Here is a 19,983-nt window from a genome sequence, read left to right as displayed (position 1 = left end):
ATCAGCCGATCTTGATCTTGGTGTCGCTCAGGAAAGCGTAATCGGGCACTTCGAGATTGCTCGGAGCCGGACCGCTGCGAATGCGGCCGGAGGTGTCGTAGGTGGAGCCGTGGCAGGGGCAGAACCAGCCGTGGAACTCGCCCTCATGGCCGGTGGGAATGCAGCCCAGATGCGTGCAGACGCCGACGACGACCAGCCATTCCGGCTTTTTCACGCGCGCCGAATCGGCCTGCGGATCGGGAAGCTCGGCGAGCGGGACGTTCTGCGCGGCCTCGATCTCTTGTTTGGTGCGGTGCCGCACGAAAACGGGCTTGCCGCGCCATTTGACGGTGACGATCTGCCCCTCGGGAATGGCCGAAATGTCGAGCTCCGTCGAGGCCAACGCCAGCGTCGAAGCATCCGGATTCATCTGCGCGATCAACGGCCATACGGCGGCGCCCGCTGCGACCGTCGCCGCCGCTCCCGTGGCGAGGAACAAAATATCCCGGCGGCTCGGCTCCGCCTTTGTCGCATTGCTCACTTTCTGGAACCTCTCTCGCGAGTTCGACCTTGGCCCCCTTGCCTCTCGGCTCGGAACACGAATAGAAACAAATCTATTCGCGAGGGCGCGCCTGTTTTGAGCAGTTTGGCGTGAGACCGCAAGCGGCCTTCGCGTCGCTGCGACAAATAGCGCGCTTGCCGCCGCCTCGGGATCAGTGGCGCAGCAGCCCGCTGTTGTCCACAAACGGCCCGCGGGAAAATTTGTCAACCGCCGGGACCCGCGCCGGGCCTGACGCCACGGACGCCTCTTGACGCGAGCGGCGCCGACGGCCCTCATGCGGGCTGTCGAAGTGGAGCGCAGGCGAAGTGAGCGGCCGTTATCTGGTTTTCGTGGCGACGGTTGTCAGCCTGATCGCGGTTCCAGGACCGGATATGCTCTATGTGCTCGGCCGCTCGCTGGCCGCCGGCGGGCGGGCGGGCTGCTTTTCCGCGGCCGGCATAGCTTCTGGCTATGCGCTGCTCACCTCGCTGGTGGCGGCGGGGTTTCAGCTCGTCTTCGAGGCGTTTCCGGCGCTGTTCCTCGCCCTCAAATATATAGGCGTCGCCTATCTCTCCTGGCTCGCTTTTCGGCTCGTCCGCTCGGAGGGCGGGCTCCACGCGCCGAGCCGCGGCCCCAGGCGCAGCGAATGGGCCTCCTTCTCGGCCGGCGTCGCGACCAGCCTGCTCAATCCCAAGGGACTTCTCTTCTATTTCGCCATATTGCCGCAATTCTTCGCGCCCGCCGACGGGCCGTTCTGGCGCCATGCGCTCGTCTATGGCTGGACGACGAGCTTTCTGTGCCTCACGCTCTATTCCGCGCTCGGCTATGCGGCGAGCTATGGCGCGCGGCGGTGGACGCCGGAACCGTCGGCGAGTCGCGATCTCTCACGGCTCGCCGGCGTTCTGCTGCTCGCGTCGGTGCTGGCGATGCTGGGCGCCGAATGGAGCGGCGTCACGGCCGCGCGCTGACCGCCGCGCGCCGGCCTCATTTGGTCAGGATCGGCGCCGGCGGAGCGGCGGGCGTCGCGAAATGATAATTGACGCCGCCACGCACGATATGGCCGGCGCTCTTCACATTGAGCGGGACGGCGCCGAAATTGGTGGAATAGGCGACGCCGGAATCCGCGAGTTCCGTATAGAGATATTCGCCCTTCACCGTGATTTTGTCGGACCATGCGTATTCGACGCCGGCGCCCGCGGTCCAGCCGGCGCGCACCGTCGTTCCGGTGGAGAGCTGGCCGAGGGTCAGCGGAAGCTGGGAGGTGAAAGCCGTCGGCACGAAATCACTCCCATAGGCGAGACCCGCCGTTCCGTATATGAGCCAGTTGCGCGTGAAGGCGTAGCCGGCGCGGCCGCGGAATGTACCGAACACGCCGGTCTCCGTCGCGCTCGGCGTGTTCCAGCCGACCGTCTCCGCATTCTGCGACCCGCGATAGCCGAAATCGGCTTCGAGGCCGAGGACGATCGTCGGCGTCCATTGCCAGTTATAGCCGAGCGTTCCGCCGCCGAGGAAGCCCGCGCCGCGAATGGGCGTGTCGCGCAAATAGGTGAAGGTCCCCTCGCCGAGCAGCGCGCCGGCATAGGCGCCGACATAGAACCCCTGCCAGCTGAACGCGGGAGCCGGGGCCGACAGCGGAGCGGGCGGCGCCTTGGCGGAAGGAAGATCGGCGGCGATGGCGGAGCCCGCCGCGAGCGCGCCGACAAGGGCGCCGATCAGCCGAAGCCTGTCATTCATATATCGCATGTTGCACTCCTCTAACGCTCGTCGCCGCGCGCCGCTCCACGCGAGCGCAGCGAAAGGCCAAAACTTCAATAGAGCTTGACGGTCAGCGTGCCGCCGAAAGTGCGCGGCTGCGCCTGCAGAGTCACGGTCGCCGCCGTGGTGACCGATCCCGGACTCCAGGCGGTGACGTAGCGCTGATCGAAGAGATTCTTCGTCCAGAACATCAGCTGCCAGCTCTCGTCGTCGGCGCGCAGTCCCGCTCCCGCATTCACCAGCGCATAGGCTGGCTGCCAATATTGGAAGACGGAATAAGGATTGGTGAGCCGCTGCTTGTCGCGCCAGGACAGATTCGCATAGAGGATTCCGGTGACGGGACGGTTGGCCCAGCCGCCGACATCGGCGAAGAGATTGCCGAGCGGATGCTCGTAATTGGCGCCGGCGTTGAACGACCACAGCGGGAAATTCTCGAAACGCGAATTGTCGCGATTGAGCGACGCCGGCGCGGCCGGCTGACCGGCCACCGTCGGCCAGAGCCAATCGGCAGGCGGCGGCGATTTGTCGAAATTGATGTAGCGCGCTTCCGCATAGGCGCCGTTGAGCGTGAGCCACAGCCGCTCGACCGGGCTCCAGCGCGCGTCGAGCTCTATGCCGCGCAGACGCACATGGCCGATGTTGCCGAGATAGTTGCGACGCAAGACCTGGCCGGTGCTGTCGCGATAGTCGGTGTTCACGAGCTGCGCCTGATAATTGAAAATATCGTTCCAATAGACGTTGGCGTTGACGATGAGCCTGTTGTCGAGCCAATTGGTCTTGACGCCGAGCTCGTAATCCCAAGACACCTCCGGCTTGGTGATGACGGGCTGGAACTGCTTGAAGTTGCCCTTGTCGTCGAGAATCGGTTGCGCATCCGTATTGGTCGCGCCGGATTTCTCGCCGCGCGCCACCGAGCCATAGACGAGGACGTTCTCATTGTAGCGATAGGAGGGATTGAAGAGGCCGGAGAGCGAGTTGAAATATTTCTTCACCGCGCCCGTGTCGTAGAAGCCGACGCCGCCGCCGCCGCGGATCGCCGCATCGACGACGAAGGGATTGAGTCCCTCCCCCCAGGCCTCCTCCCAGGCGAACACCGAGCCTTCGCGAATCTCATAGGTGTCGCGCAGGCCGAAGGTCAGCGCCCATTGCTCGTCTATGTGATAGGTTCCCTGCCCGAAGGCCGCGACGCTGAAGGTCGTCGCCTTGCCGTCGCGATGATTTTTGAAGCCATTGAGCAGCGAATTGCGCTGCGCGACCGCCGTCGCCGAGCTGCCCGAGTTGAACCAGCGGCCCGCATCGGAGCCGAAGTCGAAATGATTGAGCGACCAGACGCGCTCATAGAGCGAATAGAGCCCGGTCTGCCATTCGAACGTCTGCTCCTTGGGCGAGGTGAGGCGTATCTCCTGCGAGAATTGATCGACGGAGACGTCATAGGCGTTGGAGGTGATCTCCGTGAGCTGTTCGCCGAGCGAATTGCGCGGATGCAGGCGAAACTCGCGCCAAGCGGAGATAGAGGTGAGCGTGTTCTCGCCGAGGCTCCAGGTGAATGTGTCGGAGACGCCGATCGTGCGCTGATCGAGCGTGCCGACGCGCGTCTGAAAGCGCGTGTAGGGATCGTAGGTGAGGATCGGCTTGCCGAGACGATTGGCCAGCGTCGTCGCATAAGACGCGCCGAGCGCTCCATTGGCAAAGAGCGGCACGGAGTCGCCGATCACGCCGCTGCCGGAGTTGTTGTATTCATGCGAGGTGGAACGATCGAAGATGAGACGGTTGGTGATCTCGTCGCCCACATAATAGAGCTGACCGCGCACACCCCAGCGATCGTTGTTGAGATAGCTCGCGCCCGTGACGGCGTCGCGAATCCAGCCGTCGCCCTTGTCGAGATAGAAAGTGACGCGATAGGCGAGCTTGTCGTCTATGATCGGGCCGGTGACGTTGAGCTTCTCGATGAAGCGATTGTAATTGGCGAAAGACGATTCGATCGTCGCCGAGCGCGTGAAGGCCGGCAATTGCGTGCGGATGACCACCGCGCCGACCGTCGTATTCTTGCCGAGCAGCGTGCCTTGCGGACCGCGCGCCACCTCGAAAGATTGCAGATCGACGAAGTCCTGCCACTGAAAGCCGACATGGGTGTAGAAAACATCGTCGACGATATAGCCGACCGACGCCTCCGAGCCGTCGGCGCCGCCCGATGACGCGCCCGTGCCGCCGGCGACGCCTCGGATCGCCGTGCCGGAGGTGCGCGGGTTGGAGATGTTCGGACGATAATTGGGGACCTTCTCGGCGAAATCGGACAAACGCTCGAGACGCTCGCGCTCGGCCGCCTTGGGGCCGACGACGCTGACGGGCAGAGGAACGTCCTGCGCCTTCTCCTCGCGATTGCGCGCCGTGACGGTGACGTCGTCGACCTGCGCGCTCGCCGCGGCGGCGCCGGCCCGGCCGACCACCGGATCGGGGATCGGCGCCGGAGCCGTTTGCGCCGCAGCCGAGCCGCCACATGCCATTCCAACGGCCAGAACGCCGGCCGCCGCCAATGACGCAAAACCGACGCTGCGCAACAAATTCGCACGCGACGCGCCGCCTGTTCCCCTCGCTTTCGGCATCACTGAATTCTTCCCCATGTCCCGCCGCGCGCGGCTCTCGTGAGACGCGGCGCGGGTTACGCTCGCTCCACCATGGCGCGCTTACGTATAATATCTATAGATTACGTATATTTATAAGAGCGCGTCAACAGCTGCGCTCGACCTCTTCGCAACGCTGCGACTTTCTGGAGCCGCCTGTGGCGCCGACGCCACAGGACGATACGCGCGAACGAAGAGAGCCCCGCCTCCTCGAGGGAGGCGGGGCTCTTCTAGTCTATCCTATGATATCAATAGAGATTGAGATCGGCTGCGCGCCGGTCAGGCGGTCTGCGCGGCGCGACTTTCACGCTTTTCGCCGCTCGCCGCCTGCGGAGCCGGAAGCGAGCGCCGCAGACGCCGCCAGGCCAACACCACGGCGCTGGCGCTCAGCGCGACGCCGAAGGATATCCACACGCCCATCCAGCCCCACCAGAGCCAATGATTGCGGAACCAGCCGAAATCCCAATGATGCACAGCCGAATAGAGCCAACGATAGGCGCGCCGGCTCGTGTCGAATTTGACGAGCAGGCGGCCGTCGGCCGGATCGATATAGAGCGATGTGCGCTCCGCATCCGCGAAATCGACGCGCAGCACGGGCAAGGGCTTGTCCAGCGCCGTCTGTCGATGATTGGCGAAATAATAGGAATCATAATCGGCGAGCGTCTCGGCGCCGGCGATGGCGACGCCCTCCTTCAGCCGTTCCGCGGCGGCGCGCAGCGCCGGCTCGCCGAGGCTAGCAACGGCGCCCGGCGCAGAGACGGAGCGGCGCGCGCCGTCACGCGATTGGGCGATCAGCAGCGCCTCCTCGCCCAATCGGCTCCAGGAGAGCTCCACGACATCGGCCGAAAGGCCGAGCGCTGCGGAAGGCCGCCACTCGCGCAGGGTCTGCGGCAACCCGGCGCCGCGATAGCGCCCGAGCTCCTCGCGGCTCGCCGTCGCCTGCGAGAATATCTGCCCTGGATTGGTGGAGAGAAAACCGCTCGCCGCCCAGCCGAAAGCGAAAGTCCCGCCGATGAGGCCGGCCCAAAAGTGATATTTCAGCCAGCTCTCTCGATAGGGCTGCGTGCGGCCGCGCGCATAGGTCGGACGGCCGAAAAATCCCGGCTTCCACTTGATCCAGCCGAGGACGATTCCGGTGAAAGCGCCGACGGCCGCGAAAAATCCGGCATAGGTCAGAGCGTCGCGCCGATAATCGCCGGCGCCGAGCGCGTCCAGCCAGCGGAAAAGATGCAGCCAATTGCCGGCATAGACGAAAGCGCGCTCGACCCGCGTCGCCACTTGCGCGACCTCGCCGCTGCGCGCGGAGACGATGATCTGCGTTCCCGCCGCATCGCCGACCGCAAAGCGATGGAAAGGCTTCAGCGCCTCCGCATTGCGCAGGCCGACAGCCGCCTCCACCGTGTCGAGATAGAGCAGCGAGGGCGCGCCGAGCCAGTCGCGCGCGATGCGCTCGGCCGCCTCGCGGTCGAATTCGAGCAGCGCGCCAGTGGTCGCGGAGAGAGCGAAACGGCGGCCGGCGTCGTCCTCGATCAGCCAGACCGGCTCCTCGCCGATTCGCAGCAGCCGCGCATCGGCGACGCCGCGCTCGCTCTTGGCGCCGCCATGGTCGGCGCGCGCGCACCGCGCGCCGCCCCCCATTCCACCCCCGACCATTCCGCCGGCGCCCGCTTTCACGGCCTGCGCGCGCGCCGGAGCGCTCGCGGTCAGCGCCTCGCCGAGCGAAAGCCAGCCATCCTGCGGGAGCAGCGCCGGCGCATGAGCGAGCCGCTGCGCGCGATCGATCGTCGGCGAGCCGATGAAAGCAATGGAAAGTCCAGTGCTGAACCAGACCAGCATGAACAGCGCCAATACGACCCCTACCCATCGATGAAGGAAAAGCAAGATCGACATTCGTGACGCTCCGCCTCGCGCTGAATGGCCGCCGGCGTCGATCCGCCCGCGGCGAAATCCCGAAAAATCGTCACGAAACATAAATGACAAATACGACTAGGTAAATAGGAATATATCCAGTTTTCTGCGCCATTGCAGCGCGATGCGCGCCTGCGCCGCCACCCGCCCGGCGACGAACCGCGGGATCGCCACAAGCGGATTCTCCACAATCGCCGAGGCGTCGCCTCCGGCGCTAGCGTTCCCCCTGCGTCTGAGACGATCGCGACATCGCACGAAATCGCGATCGATCGGTGAAGGCGATCTGCGGAGGAGCGGATGGGCGTCTATATCGCGCATACTCGACGCAAAACGAAACCGAACAAGCCGGAGATATCGACGATCGACGCTGCGGCGATCGCGGCGCGCGAGCAAGCGCTCGCCGCGTTGCGCGAGCAGCAGCGCATAGAGGCGGAGCGCGCCCGCGCCGAGAAAGCCGCGCGCGCATTGCGGCGCGCGGTCGGCAAGCGCATGAACGCCTGCGATCCCGACACATCGGGACGTCGCCGCACGGCGGCGCGCGCGGCCGGAATCATGCTGATCTCGGCGACCGGCGGCGTGCGCACGCAGAGCGTCACTCTGTTTCGCGGCTCGGGACGCGCCGGCTCCGATCTCTGGCTCGCCGATGTGCAATTCGAGCAGGAGAGAGGCGTCGCGCATTTCATCAATGATCTCGCCACGCCGGCCGACAAGGACGCGCTCCATGCGATGCGCGCGCTGGCGCCGCGCATCGCCGAGCATATTTTCATCGGCGCCCCGCCGCAGGACGGCGTCGACGATCGCAATATGAACACCGCCTTTCGGCTGGCCCGATCTTTCATGCACAAGACTCACTACACGGCCTCGCTCTCCGAGGAGGAGAAGGAGCGGCTGAGCCTCGCGATCTTCGAGGAGCTGCAATCGGTCACGGCCATGCGCCTCAGACATTTGCACAAGGAGCTCGAGCGCATCGTCGAGACGCTGATGCACAAGACGAAACTCTCGCGCTCGGAATGCAATGGCGTCCTCGCGCCGATCTATGAAGGATACGAGGAATTCCGCCGCGCCGAGCAGGAAGGCCGGCCGCAGCGCGCGCCGCGATATCTCGAGACGCCCGCCGAGCGATCGCCTTCTGTCCAAATGGAAGAGGAGGACATTCCCGCGACCGGAACGCACGGCCGCTGAGCGGCCTCAGCCGATCGCGAGATAGACGACGAATCCCGAGCCGAGCAGCAGCAGCGCGGAGAGAATGACGAGCTCGACGACGCCCGCGTCGAATCCATGCTGCGCCTCATCGGCGATGAGACGCCGCGTGTGAATGAAACGCACGGTTGCGACTATGATCAGCACAACGCCGCCGAGCGCCAGCAGGCCCCCGCCTCCCCCGCTCGTCAAAGGTCCCGACAATTTTTCGAAACGCCGCAATATCGCGCCGCGCTCCGCCTCGGGAAGCGTGAGGCTGATCGTGCGCACGAACAGATCGAATTTTTCGATCACGAAGCCGAGCGCCATGATCGCTATGCCGGTGCGAACCCATGCGAGAAACGTCCGCTCATTGGCGGCATGGCTGACATAGTCGCGTATCATGGCGTCTCCTCTCGCGGCTCCGGGCGGATGCCGGCGGATCATATGCGGAGCGACGAGACGACGCACATTGATCCGCTTCGATGGCGCGATAAATAGCCCCTCGTCGATCCGCAGACATCTTCGGAGCTTCCGCCATGATCTATCCGTTGACGCGCCTGTCGGCCGCCATGCTGATCGCCGCGACCGCGGCCTCCGCCCAGGATTGCCGATCGACGAGCGATTCGGGAGCCACGCGATGCATCTCCGGCGTGCTCTACAGATGCACATGCACGCGCGGCGTCGGCGCGACGACCTGCACATGGGACAATGCGGCGGCGCTCTGCTCGGCGCTCTCCGAGCGAAACGTCCCTATGGGCGAGGGAGACGCGACGGAAGAGACGCCGGCGAGCGCCGCCGCGCCGACCCCGTGACGCTCAGATGCCGGCGCCGAAGGTGAAGGATTCGCTCAACGGCTTCGCCTGCGTGACATTGCTGCCCGCCGGCACGCTATGCGTCAGCCAGACATTGCCGCCGATGACGGAGCCGCGGCCGATCGTGATTCGTCCGAGCACAGTGGCGCCGGCGTAGATCACCACATCGTCCTCTATGATCGGATGACGCGCGCCGCCCTTCACCAGCGCGCCGCTCGCATCGATCTCGAAGCGCTTCGCGCCCAGCGTCACCGCCTGATAGAGCCGCACATTCTTGCCGATGACGGCGGTCTCGCCGATGACGACGCCGGTGCCATGATCGATGAAGAAGCCTTCGCCGATCTCCGCGCCCGGATGAATGTCGATTCCCGTCGCCGAATGGGCGATTTCCGAAACGAGCCGCGCGAGCATGGGCGCGCCGAGCAGATAGAGACGATGCGCGAGCCTGTGACGAATGATCGCCGAAAGGCCGGGATAGGAGAACACCACCTCGTCGAGGCTCTTGGCCGCGGGATCGCCCTCGAAGGCCGCGCGAATGTCGGTGTCGAGCAGCGCGCGTATCTGCGGCAGCGCTTGCGCGAAAGCATCGACGATCTCATGCGCGCGCGGCCGATGGTCGATGGCTCCGTCATCGGAGCCATTGGCCAGCAATAGCAGCTCGCGGCGCACCTGCTCGCGCAATGCGCGCAGGCTCTTGTCCAGCGTGTGGAGCACGAAGCCGTCGGCGCCGTCTGTCGTCAGCTCCGGCGGACCGAAATGGCGAGGGTAGAGGCTCGCCGCGAGGTCCTCGATAATCTCGATCGTCGCCTCGCGCGAGGGCAGTTCGGGCAGGCGCCCGTCACGATAGCGCCGCTTCTGTGAGGCGCGGCGCAATTCGCCGAGCTCCGCGACAATGCCGCCGAGCCGCGGAAAGCCGCCGAATTCGGTTCTGGTGGGAATGGGCTCCGCCTGCGGCCCATGCTTTGCTTGCTGCGTCACCCGCGCCGCCCCTCAAACTCAGTCTATAAATCTACTACACTAATGTGGGATGGAGGACAACTGGCGCGAGGGCGCGCGAGCGCCTAATCTCGCGGCGAAGACCGAGGAAAAAGATGACGATCAAAAATCCGCTGCTCTCGCCGCCGCCCTCCGCCTCGTCCCCCGCTTTCGGCCTGCCGGCCTTCGGCGCGCTGAAGGCCGAGCACTACCGTCCCGCTTTCGAGGCCGGCATGGTGGAAAATCTGGCCGAGATCGCGCGCATCGCCGAAAATCCCTCGCCGCCCGATTTCGAGAACACGATCGCCGCTCTCGAGCGCTCCGGCCGCCTTCTGGCCCGCGTCGGCGGCGTCTTCTGGAATCTCTCCGCGACCGACTCCACGCCTGAGCTTCAGGAGATCGAGCGCGAAATGTCCGGCGCGCTGGCGCGGCACGAGAATGAGATATTGCTGAACGCCGCGCTGTTCGCCCGCGTCGACGCGCTCCATGCGCGCCGCGACGCGCTGGCGCTGACGGCGGAGCAGGCGCGCGTGCTGGAGCTCACGCATAAGCGCTTTTTGCGCGCCGGCGCGAAGCTCGACGAGACGGTGAAGCGCCGCATGACGGAGATTTCCGAGCGCCTCGCCACTCTCACCACTTCTTTCGCGCAGAATGTCCTCGCCGACGAGGCCGATTATCTCCTGCTGCTCGAGGAGAGCGATCTCGACGGACTGTCGGAAGATTTCCGCGCCTCGGCGGCGCAGGTCGCGCAAGAGCGCGGCGCGCCCGGCAAATATGGCGTCACCCTCGCGCGCTCGAGCGTCGAGATTTTCCTGCAGAGCTCGACGCGCCGCGATCTGCGCGAGACCGCCTTTCGCGCCTGGGCCAGCCGCGGCGAGAATGGCGGCGCGACCGACAATCGGGCTTTGATCGCCGAGATTTTGCGCCTGCGCGAGGAGCGCGCGCGGCTCAACGGCTTTGCGAATTTCGCCGCCTATAAGCTCGACGACACGATGGCGAAGACGCCCACGGCCGTGCGCGAGCTGCTCGATCGCGTCTGGGCGCCCGCTCTCGCCGCGGCGAAGGCCGAGCGCGACGATCTGCAAGCGCTCGCGGAGCGCGACGGCGCCAATGTCGCGATCGGCGCCGCCGACTGGCGCCATTACGCCGAGCGCGTGCGCAAGGAGCGCTATGATCTCGATCAAGCGGAGCTGCGTCCCTATTTCCAGCTGGATCAGATGATCGCCGCCGCCTTCCATGTCGCGACACGTCTGTTCGGCCTCTCCTTCATCGAGGTGGAAGGGCTCGATCTCTATCACCCGAGCGTGCGCGCCTTCGACGTCCGCGATGCGAAAGGCGAGCATGTCGCGCTCTTCCTCGGCGATTATTTCGCGCGGCCCTCCAAGCGCGGCGGCGCCTGGATGTCGGAGTTTCGCGGCCAGGAGAATCTCGACGAACGCATTCGTCCGATCGTCGTCAATGTGCTGAATTTCTCGCGCGCGCCCGATGGCGCGCCGACTCTGCTCAGCCTCGACGACGCCCGCACTCTATTCCACGAGTTCGGCCATGCGCTGCACGGAATGTTGTCGGACGTCACCTATCCGCTCGTCGCCGGCACAAATGTCGCGCGCGATTTCGTCGAGCTGCCCTCGCAGCTCTATGAGCATTGGCTGCTGGAGCCGGAAATTCTCCGCGGCTTCGCGCGCCACGCCGAGACTGGCGCGCCCATGCCGGAGGAATTGCTCGAGCGCATCCAGAAGTCGCGGCACTTCAACCAGGGCTTCGCCAGCGTCGAATTCTGCGCCTCCGCCTATGTCGATCTCGATCTGCACGAAAGCGCCATCGACGAGAGCTTCGATGCGCTTGCCTTCGAGCGCGAGAGCCTCGCGCGCATATCGATGCCGGAAGAGATCATCATGCGGCACAGGACGCCGCATTTCACCCATGTCTTCGCCGGCGACGGCTATTCGGCCGGCTATTACTCTTATCTCTGGGCGGAGACGCTCGACGCCGACGCCTATGAGGCTTTCCTCGAGGCCGGCGATCCTTTCGCGCCCGACATTGCCGAACGCTTGCGCCGTCACATCTACGCCGCCGGCGGAACGCGGGACCCGGCCGAGGCGTATGTGGCCTTTCGCGGCCGAATGCCGAATGTCGACGCGCTGCTGCGTCAGCGCGGCTTCGCTCGGTAAGAGCGCGAGCGCAGCGTCGCGCCCCACGAATGTCACATTCGTCGCCGCTATGCTGATCGCATGACGAAGCCTCCCTCCCCCTCCAAGCGCAGCGCCATCGCGCCCTTCATCGCGATGGATGTGCTGAGCGAAACGCGCGAGCTCGAGCGGCAGGGCCGCCGCATCGTCCATATGGAGCTGGGCGAGCCCGGCGCTCCGGCGCCGCGCGCCGTGCGCGAGGCCGCAACGCGCTCGCTCGCCGAAGGCGCCATAGGCTATGCCGAAGCGCTCGGCCGCCCGGCGCTGCGCCAGCGCATCGCGCGCCATTATGGCGAGGCCTATGGCGTCGACGTCTCGCCGGAACGCGTCATCGTCGCCACCGGATCGTCGGGGGCGTTCCTATTGGCCTTTCTCGCCGGCTTCGATCCGGGCGCGCGCATCGCCATGACGGCGCCGGGCTATCCGGCCTACGCCAATATTCTCGCCTCGCTCGGCCTCGAGTCCGTGCTGATCGATGTCGGCGCCGACACGCTCTATTCGCCGACCGCCGCTCTGCTCGAGGCGGCGCATCGCGCAAAGCGCCTCGACGGCGCGCTGCTGGCGAGCCCGGCCAATCCCACCGGCGCGATGATTCCGAGCGACGAATTTCAAAAAATCTGCGCCTTCTGCGAAGACGCCGGAATTCTCTTCGTCTCCGACGAAATCTATCACGGCCTCTCCTATGAGCGGCCTTGCGAGACGGCGCTGGCGCATTCGCGCAACGCCATCGTCGTGAACAGCTTTTCGAAATATTATGCGATGACCGGCTGGCGGCTCGGCTGGCTAGTCGCGCCCGAATCTTTGGTGCGGCCGATGGAGCGGCTGCAGCAATCGCTCGCCATTTCGGCGCCGACACTGGCCCAGATCGCCGCGCTCGAGGCTTTCGAGGCGAAGGCGGAGCTCGAGGCGGTGAAGGCGAGTTATGCGCGCAGCCGCGCGCTGCTGCTGGAACGGCTGCCGCGCTTGGGCTTCGCCGAATTCGCGCCGCCGGACGGCGCCTTTTACATCTACGCCGATATCTCGCGTTTTTCCGCGGATTCGGCGGCCTTCTGCAAGCGAATGCTCAAGGAGGCCGGCGTCGCCGTCACGCCGGGAATCGATTTCGATCGCGCGCGCGGCAAGCGAATGCTGCGCTTCTCCTACGCCGGAGCGGAGAGCGAGGTGCGCCTCGGCCTCGACCGCCTCGCCGCTTGGCTCGGAAAGTGAACCGACCTTTTAAAACAAAGGTAGCGTAACGGCGACGCGCGCGCCGCCTTTCACAGCGCGGCCGATCGTCACCTCGCCGCCATGCGCCTCGACGAGCGCGCGCACAATGGCGAGGCCGAGGCCGGCGCCGCCCGCGCCGCGACTGCGCGATGTCTCCAGCCGGCTGAACGGCTCCAGCATCAGCGCGCGCTGCGCCTCCGGAATTCCCGGCCCTTCGTCCTCCACCGCGATCTCGACGCAGGCGCCGCGCGATGTGAGAGAAACATGCGCGGCATGGCCATATTTCAGCGCATTGTCGATAAGATTGGCGAAGACGCGACGCAGCGCCAATCGATCTCCGAGAACGATCGCATCGGCGACGCCGCCAAAATCTATATCGACAGCAGCGCTCTGCGCGCGATCCTCGATCTCGGCGCGAAGCAGCGCCGCGACATCGATCATCTCGCGTACGAGCTCTCCAGCGCCGGCTCGACTCGAGAGAAGCGCATCGTCGAGCAGCCGGATCATATCGTCTATATCCGCAATGGCGCGGCTCCGCTCGCCATCGTCGGCGATCGCTTCGACACGCAGCCGCAGGCGCGTCGCGAATGTGCGCACATCATGCGAAATGCCGCCGATCAGCGCCATGCGCGCGCGCAGGAGACCGAAGAGCCGCGCCTGCAATCGCTCGAAGGCGGCGACGAGCGCGCGCACTTCCGGCGCATTGCCGCGCCGGCGCGGCAACGGCGCCGGCGCGCCGGAGAGATCGATCGCGTCGACCGCGGCGGCGAGACGCGCGATCGGCTTCGTCTCGCGATACATGACGAGCAGAGCGGCGAGCGCCACGAGCGTCCCGAAAAGACCGGCGAGCAGCCCGACCGGAACGCCCGAACGCGCCACCATCATCGCGCCGCGCGTGTCGATGAGCAGCGTCTCGCCGCCGCGCAATGAAATGCGGAACTCGAGCGCATTGGAGAGCGCGCCCGCGAGACGCGGAAATCGACGGCCGATCGACAAAGTGGGGCGCCATTCCAAAACCAGCGCACGGCCATCCAGCGCGTCGGCATAGTCGCGGCGAATGTCGTCCGCGACGAGCGGACCGGACGGCGCCGCGACCACGCCGGCCGGCAAAAGCCGCGGCGCGAATAGGGGCGACGCCACCGCCTCCAGCGCCAGCGCGCGCATTTGCGGCGGCGTGCGCTCGATCAGCTCGACGACGGCGGCGACATGTTCGGGCGTCGGCCGCGCCCGCGCGCTCTCATCGGCGGTGAAGCGATAGAGAGCGGCGATGGCGGCGACCCAAACAGCGGTCAGGCTCACGATGACGATGAGCGTGAGGCGCGCGGCTATGGTCCAGCGCGACATCATGAGAGGCGCCGGACCTCGGCTTTGAACAAATAGCCGCCATTGCGCACAGTGGCGATGAGATCGCCGCTCGCCCCCGCCGCATCGAGCTTCTTGCGCAGGCGCGAGACCAGCATGTCAATCGCGCGGTCGAAAGGATCGGCGTTGCGGCCATGCGTCCAATCGAGCAATTGATCGCGCGTCAGCACGCGGCGCGGATGCTGGACGAAACAGGCGAGCAAATCGAATTCCGCGCTGGTCAGCGCGATCGGCGCGCCGGCTGATTCGAAGTTGCGCGCGTCGAGATCGAGCACGAAGCGATCGAAAGAATAGCGCCGGCTCGCCGGTCGGCTCGGCTCCGCCTGGGCGCGGCGCAGCAGCGCGCGCACGCGGGCGAGCAATTCGCGCGGCCCGAAAGGCTTCGTCAGATAATCATCGGCGCCCATTTCGAGGCCGACGACGCGATCGATCTCGTCGCTTTTCGCCGTCAGCATCAGGATCGGCAGAGAATCGCTCGCGCGCAAGCGCCGGCAGATCGAGAGGCCGTCCTCGCCCGGCAGCATCAGATCGAGGATCAACAAGTCCGGCCGTGCGCGAGCGAGCGATTCGTCCATCGCTCGCGCATCCTGAGCGAGAATGAACTCGAAGCCCTCGCGGCGCAAAAAATCGCCGACCAGCCGGCCGATCTCGGGATCGTCCTCCACCATCAGAATTCGGGCTGCGGGCGCGCTCATGAGGCAAATGTCGATCCACAACGCCTTTCAGGCAAGAGCGCGAGAGGCGCTGTTACATGATGTTACGAAAGCGCGACAAAAGGAGACGAAAAGTCGCGCGATGGTGATCGGCGCAGGACGAAGCGCGCGCATCCTCATCCTCATGTCGAAGCATCGACGGCAAGAGGAAGAGGAGATTTCACATGTTTCGATCCATCGCCGCTCCGGCTCTGGCCGTGCTGACAACATTCGCCGCCGTCTCCGAGGCCAACGCCTGGACGCGCAGCGGCTCTTTCACGGGTCCGCGCGGGACGAGCAATTGGAACGCTTCGAGAAGCTGCGGCGGCGGCTCTTGCTCCTGGGGGCGCGGCGCCTCCGGTCCGCACGGCGCCTGGAGCCGCTCCGGCGCCGCGAACTGCGCCGGCGGCGTCTGCAATGTCAGCGGCCAAGGCTCGGGACGAGGCGGCCGATCCTATAGCTATTCCCGCTCCGTCTCGCGTTGAGCGGCAAGCCCGCGTCGAGCCGCCAGGACAATCGCATCATGCCGCAACTCACGAACTCTCCGATCGACCTCCATGCGAGGCTGATCATTCTCGCCGCCGCCATCGGCTTCATGACGCTCGAATATGCGTTCGCGCGTTTTACCGCGCACGAGCGTCATGATCTGCGCGAGAGCGCCGCCTCGCTGGGCGTCGCGCTCGGGCGCTCGCTGCTGCGCGGGGCCGAGGCGCTGATCATGGCCGGGCCTTACGCCTTCGCCTATGAGCATCGCCTCCTCGAATTCGATCCGACCAGCGCGCTCGCTCTCGTGGCACTCTTCATCGGCGTCGAATTCTTCTATTATTGGGACCATCGCGCCTCGCATCGCGTGCGCTGGCTATGGGCGACGCATAGCGTTCATCATTCGCCGACGCGCATGAATTATACGGCGGCGGTGCGGCTCGGATGGACGGCGGGGCTCTCGGGCAATTTCCTGTTCTTCCTGCCGCTCGCCTTCATCGGCTTCCACCCCATCGCCATAGCGCTGATGCTGACCGGCAATCTGCTCTACCAGTTCTTCATCCATACCGAGCTCTGCCCGCGCCTGGGCGCGCTGGAATATCTGCTCAACACGCCGGCGCATCATCGCGTGCATCACGCCTCCAACGAATCCTGTCTCGACAGGAATTACGGCGGCGTGCTGATCCTCTTCGATCGCCTATTCGGCACATTCGCCGAGGCGCCGAAGCAGGAAGCGCTGCGCTACGGGCTCGTCGGCGGATCGCCGAGCTTCAATCCGCTGAAGATCGCGCTCGGCGAATGGGCCGCAATGTTCCGCGACGCCGCCTCCGCCGCCGATTGGCGCGCTGCGCTGCGGACATTGCTCGCGCCGCCCGGCGCATCCGAGGAAACGCCCCGCCCCGGCGCGGCGAAGGCCATCCCGGCCTGAGCTTTTTAAAAAGAGGAGAATGACGATGAATAAGACGACGCTTTACGCCTTCGCCGCCGTCGCGCTCGCCCTGGCCGCGGGTCCGGCCGCCGCGCAGACGGCGCCCGCCGGCGCCAAGGCCGATGCGATGAAGAAAGCCTGCAAGCAGGATTATCAGCGCTTCTGCAGCGGCGTCATGCCGGGCGGCGGCCGCATCATCGCCTGCCTGCAGAACCATGCGTCGGAACTCGGGCCGGATTGCGCGAAGGCGCTCGGCAAGTAGGCTCCGCCACGGATAAGAAAGGCGCGACGGCCGCTCGAGGCCGTCGCACTTTTTTCGTCATTCGCCGCCGAGCGAGGCCTTGGCGCGTTGCCACCAGCCGCCCTTCTTGGGACGATTGGGGTCGGCCTCGGTAATAACCGTCTCGGTCGGCTTGCGGGGCGGAGCCGGCGGGGCTGCGGCCTCGTGCACGATGGGGGTAGGCGGAGCCGCGGGCTCTGGAGCCTCCGCAGCCGCCGAGGGAGCCTCGGGCGCAGGCGCGGCTGGGGCCGCGCCCTCGACCGGCGTAGCCGAATCGGCCGGAGCTTCCGGGGCCGGAGCCTCCGGGGCCGACGCCTCCGGGGCCGACGCCTCGGCGATCTGGGCCGCCTCCGTCACGGCGGGAGCCGGAGCCGCCTCGGGCGCCTCATAAGGCGGAATATGCGCCTCGGCCGCAGAGACGGCCGTCTCGGCGGCGCCCTCGTCGAGCGGGAAGGCGCCCTGCTCGCGAAACTCGGGCGGCAGCGGCGAGGATCGCGTCCAGCGGCCGGCGCGACGACCGCGTCCGCCGCGGCTGCCGCGTTCCGCCGGCCGCGGAACCTCATTGGCCGGCGCGGCGGGCACGCCATCGATCTCCGCGACAATGGCGAGGCCTTCATCCGACGGCTGCTCAGCGCCCGGCGCCGGCGCTTCTCCGCCGGACAGTCCGCCGCCGCGTCCGCGACGACGGCGCCGACGGCGCCCGCGCGCCTGTCCCTCGCCCTCTTCCTCGGTGAAAGGCGCACGTTCTTCACGCCGCGGAGTCTCGGGCCGACGCTCGGCAACTTCGTCCGCCTCGGTCTCGGTCTCGGTCTCGGTCGGCTCGATCTCCTCCTCGAGATCGGCGAGCGAATCGACGCGCAGCGGCTGCTGCGTCGGAAGCTCGCGCACGCCGGTGGCCGGCTCGCCGCGCTCCAGCGCATGATAGGAGGTGCCGGTCAGGCTGTCGTCCGCCGAAACGGTGATGGCGACGCCGAAGCGGCGCTCCAGCGCCTGCAGATGGCCGCGCTTCTGATTGAGAATATAGAGCGCCACCACAGTGCGCGTGCGCAGGATGATGTCATGCGCCGCGCTCTTGATGAGCGCATCCTCGAGCACACGCAGCACATGCAGCGCGATGGAGGCGGTGGAGCGCACCGTGCCGGCGCCGGCGCAATGCGGACAGGGCACGGTCGAGCCCTCGAGCACGCCGGCGCGGATGCGCTGGCGCGACATTTCGAGCAGGCCGAAATGCGAGATGCGGCCGACCTGAATGCGGGCGCGGTCGTTCTTGAGCGCGTCCTTCAAGCGGCGCTCGACCGAGCGATTGTTGCGGCTCTCTTCCATGTCGATGAAATCGACGACGATGAGGCCGGCGAGATCGCGCAGGCGCAGCTGGCGGGCGACCTCGTCGGCCGCCTCCAGATTGGTGCGCAACGCCGTGTCCTCGATATTGTGCTCGCGCGTGGAGCGACCCGAGTTCACGTCGATGGCGACCAGCGCCTCGGTCTGATTGATGACGAGATAGCCGCCCGATTTCAGCGTCACCTGATTGGAGAAGAGCGCGTCGAGCTGCGCCTCCGCGCCGGCGGCGGCGAAGATCGGATTGGGATCGCGATAGAGGCGGACGTTCTTGGCGTGGCTCGGAATGAGCATACGCATGAAGTCCTTGGCCTCACGATAGGACTCCTCGCCGGAGACGATGACCTCCTCGACGTCGCGGCCGTAGAGATCGCGAATGGCGCGCTTGATGAGCGAGCCTTCCTCATAGACGAGGGTCGGCGCGCTGGAGCGCAGCGTCAATTCGCGCACGCTCTCCCACATGCGCAGCAAATATTCGAAATCGCGCTTGACCTCGGCCTTGGTGCGCGTCGCGCCGGCGGTGCGCAGAATGACGCCCATGCCCTCCGGCACCTCGAGCTCCTGCACGATTTCCTTGAGGCGCTTGCGATCGGCGCCGTCGGTGATCTTGCGGGAGATGCCGCCGCCGCGCGCGGTGTTGGGCATCAGCACGGAATAGCGGCCGGCGAGCGAGAGGTAGGTGGTCAGCGCCGCGCCCTTGTTGCCGCGCTCTTCCTTGACGACCTGCACGAGCAGAACCTGGCGGCGCTTGATGACCTCCTGGATCTTATACTGACGGCGCGAGCGCGAAGGCCGGTGCGGAACCTCTTCCATGGCGTCGCCGCCGATATGCTCGACGTGCTCTTCCTCGTCCTCGTGCTCTTCTTCCTCGTCATGGTCGTCGTCGCGGCGGCGCGCCTCGGCCTCCTCGCGCTCCGCCTCATGCTCCTCGTCGCGCTCTTCCTGGTGGCGGGCCTTGGCCTCGTGATCGGCCTCGGCCGGCTCGACGGGCGCCTCTTCGGCATGGCCGACCTCGACGACGCCGAAGCCTTGCGGATCGACGGAGATCGGCGCCTCGGCCGCCTCCGGCGCGAGCGTCTCGACCGCCTCCGCGACAGGCGCCGATTCGGGCTCGGCGCTCTCGACGCTCAGGTCCTGCGCCGGCGTCTCGGCTTGCGCTCGCGTCTCGGCCTCGACAGGACCAGCCGCCTCGACGGCCGGGGCCTCGGCCTCGGCGCCCTCCTCGTTTTCGGGCGCGCTTTCGGAAATCACCTCATCGGCGTTGGCGCGCTTCTCTGCGCCGTCCGAATGGCGGCGGCGCGAGCGGCGGCGTCCGCCGCTGTGCTGGCGCGGCTCCTCGTCCTCCTGCTGATGGACGCGGCTCTCCTCCTCGAGCAGAGCGATTCGATCGGCGACGGGAATCTGATAATAATCCGGGTGAATTTCGGCGAAGGCCAGAAAGCCGTGACGATTGCCGCCGTAATCCACAAAGGCGGCCTGGAGCGAGGGCTCCACGCGCGTGACCTTGGCGAGATAGATATTGCCGCGCAGAGGTCTTTTGTCGGCGGCTTCGAAGTCGAATTCCTGAACGCGATTGCCACGTAGCACGACTACGCGGGTTTCCTCCGGGTGGGAGGCGTCGATGAGCATTTTGTTGGCCATGAGAAACTCTTTGCGGCGCGACGCGAGGCGACGCCGGCGGTCTCGAGCGAACATCCCCTAGAGGATGATGCGACCGCGGTCCGGCGAAGCG

The 19,983-nt window shown here is 66.2% G+C and carries 17 protein-coding genes; 8 read left to right on the top strand and 9 right to left on the bottom strand.

Features of this window, described 5'->3' with window-relative positions; all coding sequences use genetic code 11:
- Position 1: 1 nt before the first annotated feature.
- Positions 2-520, bottom strand: coding sequence for a ubiquinol-cytochrome c reductase iron-sulfur subunit (petA, locus tag KP010_RS11810; RefSeq protein ID WP_142861492.1), 519 nt, complete (start codon positions 518-520; stop codon positions 2-4).
- A 326-nt stretch (positions 521-846) separates the two neighbouring features.
- Between petA and KP010_RS11805 the strand changes: the two genes are divergently transcribed.
- Entirely contained in the window at positions 847-1,488 is a 642-nt protein-coding gene (locus KP010_RS11805; protein WP_216280906.1) for a LysE family translocator, read from the top strand.
- A 16-nt stretch (positions 1,489-1,504) separates the two neighbouring features.
- Here KP010_RS11805 and KP010_RS11800 read toward each other — a convergent pair whose 3' ends face one another.
- The 3 genes from KP010_RS11800 to KP010_RS11790 form a co-directional block, all read right to left on the bottom strand.
- Positions 1,505-2,263, bottom strand: a complete 759-nt coding sequence (locus KP010_RS11800; protein ID WP_246659673.1) for an outer membrane protein — start codon at positions 2,261-2,263, stop codon at positions 1,505-1,507.
- 65 nt (positions 2,264-2,328) lie between these two features.
- On the bottom strand, positions 2,329-4,878 hold the full coding sequence (locus KP010_RS11795; RefSeq protein ID WP_246659674.1) for a TonB-dependent receptor: 2,550 nt from the start codon (positions 4,876-4,878) through the stop codon (positions 2,329-2,331).
- A gap of 297 nt (positions 4,879-5,175) precedes the next feature.
- Positions 5,176-6,786 carry a PepSY domain-containing protein gene (locus KP010_RS11790; RefSeq protein ID WP_253203608.1) on the bottom strand — a complete coding sequence of 537 codons (1,611 nt, stop codon included), beginning with the start codon at positions 6,784-6,786 and terminating at the stop codon, positions 5,176-5,178.
- A 315-nt stretch (positions 6,787-7,101) separates the two neighbouring features.
- On the opposite strand from KP010_RS11790, the gene KP010_RS11785 reads away from it, so the two are divergent.
- Positions 7,102-7,986, top strand: a complete 885-nt coding sequence (locus KP010_RS11785) for a hypothetical protein (RefSeq protein ID WP_142861496.1) — start codon at positions 7,102-7,104, stop codon at positions 7,984-7,986.
- 6 nt (positions 7,987-7,992) lie between these two features.
- Here the strand turns inward: KP010_RS11785 and KP010_RS11780 are convergent, their stop codons facing one another.
- Positions 7,993-8,388, bottom strand: a complete 396-nt coding sequence (locus tag KP010_RS11780; RefSeq protein WP_108917495.1) for a YidH family protein — start codon at positions 8,386-8,388, stop codon at positions 7,993-7,995.
- Positions 8,389-8,522: 134 nt separating this feature from the next.
- On the opposite strand from KP010_RS11780, the gene KP010_RS11775 reads away from it, so the two are divergent.
- The gene (locus tag KP010_RS11775) at positions 8,523-8,798 is read left to right on the top strand and encodes a hypothetical protein (RefSeq protein WP_142861497.1); all 276 of its coding nucleotides are present in this window, start codon (positions 8,523-8,525) and stop codon (positions 8,796-8,798) included.
- Positions 8,799-8,801: 3 nt separating this feature from the next.
- On the opposite strand, the gene epsC is transcribed toward KP010_RS11775, so the two are convergent.
- Complete coding sequence (gene epsC / locus KP010_RS11770; RefSeq protein ID WP_142861538.1) at positions 8,802-9,737, bottom strand: serine O-acetyltransferase EpsC; 936 nt, start codon at positions 9,735-9,737, stop codon at positions 8,802-8,804.
- Between the two features lie 152 nt (positions 9,738-9,889).
- On the opposite strand from epsC, the gene KP010_RS11765 reads away from it, so the two are divergent.
- On the top strand, positions 9,890-11,944 hold the full coding sequence (locus KP010_RS11765; protein ID WP_142861498.1) for a M3 family metallopeptidase: 2,055 nt from the start codon (positions 9,890-9,892) through the stop codon (positions 11,942-11,944).
- Between the two features lie 60 nt (positions 11,945-12,004).
- A complete protein-coding gene (locus KP010_RS11760) occupies positions 12,005-13,168 on the top strand; it encodes a pyridoxal phosphate-dependent aminotransferase (protein ID WP_142861499.1) in 1,164 nt (387 codons plus the stop codon).
- Positions 13,169-13,177: 9 nt separating this feature from the next.
- On the opposite strand, the gene KP010_RS11755 is transcribed toward KP010_RS11760, so the two are convergent.
- On the bottom strand, positions 13,178-14,515 hold the full coding sequence (locus KP010_RS11755) for a HAMP domain-containing sensor histidine kinase (protein ID WP_246659675.1): 1,338 nt from the start codon (positions 14,513-14,515) through the stop codon (positions 13,178-13,180).
- Entirely contained in the window at positions 14,512-15,225 is a 714-nt protein-coding gene (locus tag KP010_RS11750; RefSeq protein ID WP_142861500.1) for a response regulator, read from the bottom strand. Before KP010_RS11750 ends, KP010_RS11755 begins: the two co-directional genes overlap by 4 nt.
- A gap of 182 nt (positions 15,226-15,407) precedes the next feature.
- On the opposite strand from KP010_RS11750, the gene KP010_RS11745 reads away from it, so the two are divergent.
- From KP010_RS11745 to KP010_RS11735, 3 genes are read left to right on the top strand one after another with little or no spacing between them, the layout of a single operon-like run.
- Positions 15,408-15,707, top strand: a complete 300-nt coding sequence (locus KP010_RS11745; RefSeq protein ID WP_142861501.1) for a hypothetical protein — start codon at positions 15,408-15,410, stop codon at positions 15,705-15,707.
- A gap of 38 nt (positions 15,708-15,745) precedes the next feature.
- On the top strand, positions 15,746-16,633 hold the full coding sequence (locus KP010_RS11740) for a sterol desaturase family protein (protein WP_142861502.1): 888 nt from the start codon (positions 15,746-15,748) through the stop codon (positions 16,631-16,633).
- Positions 16,634-16,658: 25 nt separating this feature from the next.
- Positions 16,659-16,895 (top strand): cysteine rich repeat-containing protein, encoded by a 237-nt coding sequence (locus tag KP010_RS11735; RefSeq protein ID WP_142861503.1) that lies wholly within the window; start codon positions 16,659-16,661, stop codon positions 16,893-16,895.
- Positions 16,896-16,952: 57 nt separating this feature from the next.
- On the opposite strand, the gene KP010_RS11730 is transcribed toward KP010_RS11735, so the two are convergent.
- Entirely contained in the window at positions 16,953-19,892 is a 2,940-nt protein-coding gene (locus tag KP010_RS11730; protein ID WP_142861504.1) for a ribonuclease E/G, read from the bottom strand.
- Between the last annotated feature and the right edge of the window lie 91 nt (positions 19,893-19,983).

This window comes from Methylosinus sp. KRF6, from assembly GCF_018887255.1.
GTDB lineage: Bacteria > Pseudomonadota > Alphaproteobacteria > Rhizobiales > Beijerinckiaceae > Methylosinus > Methylosinus sporium.
The sequence above is the reverse complement of the archived record's forward strand: the minus strand, read 5'-3'. Positions and strand labels throughout refer to the sequence as shown.

Bases quoted from the DNA above. Each gene is read 5' to 3' on its own strand.
- KP010_RS11800 (WP_246659673.1), bottom strand. From the start codon at position 2,263: ATGCGATATATGAATGACAGGCTTCGGCTGATCGGCGCCCTTGTCGGC.
- KP010_RS11795 (WP_246659674.1), bottom strand. From the start codon at position 4,878: ATGCCGAAAGCGAGGGGAACAGGCGGCGCGTCGCGTGCGAATTTGTTG.
- KP010_RS11790 (WP_253203608.1), bottom strand. From the start codon at position 6,786: ATGTCGATCTTGCTTTTCCTTCATCGATGGGTAGGGGTCGTATTGGCG.
- KP010_RS11785 (WP_142861496.1), top strand. From the start codon at position 7,102: ATGGGCGTCTATATCGCGCATACTCGACGCAAAACGAAACCGAACAAG.
- KP010_RS11780 (WP_108917495.1), bottom strand. From the start codon at position 8,388: ATGATACGCGACTATGTCAGCCATGCCGCCAATGAGCGGACGTTTCTC.
- KP010_RS11775 (WP_142861497.1), top strand. From the start codon at position 8,523: ATGATCTATCCGTTGACGCGCCTGTCGGCCGCCATGCTGATCGCCGCG.
- KP010_RS11765 (WP_142861498.1), top strand. From the start codon at position 9,890: ATGACGATCAAAAATCCGCTGCTCTCGCCGCCGCCCTCCGCCTCGTCC.
- KP010_RS11760 (WP_142861499.1), top strand. From the start codon at position 12,005: ATGACGAAGCCTCCCTCCCCCTCCAAGCGCAGCGCCATCGCGCCCTTC.
- KP010_RS11755 (WP_246659675.1), bottom strand. From the start codon at position 14,515: ATGATGTCGCGCTGGACCATAGCCGCGCGCCTCACGCTCATCGTCATC.
- KP010_RS11750 (WP_142861500.1), bottom strand. From the start codon at position 15,225: ATGAGCGCGCCCGCAGCCCGAATTCTGATGGTGGAGGACGATCCCGAG.
- KP010_RS11745 (WP_142861501.1), top strand. From the start codon at position 15,408: ATGTTTCGATCCATCGCCGCTCCGGCTCTGGCCGTGCTGACAACATTC.
- KP010_RS11740 (WP_142861502.1), top strand. From the start codon at position 15,746: ATGCCGCAACTCACGAACTCTCCGATCGACCTCCATGCGAGGCTGATC.
- KP010_RS11735 (WP_142861503.1), top strand. From the start codon at position 16,659: ATGAATAAGACGACGCTTTACGCCTTCGCCGCCGTCGCGCTCGCCCTG.
- KP010_RS11730 (WP_142861504.1), bottom strand. From the start codon at position 19,892: ATGGCCAACAAAATGCTCATCGACGCCTCCCACCCGGAGGAAACCCGC.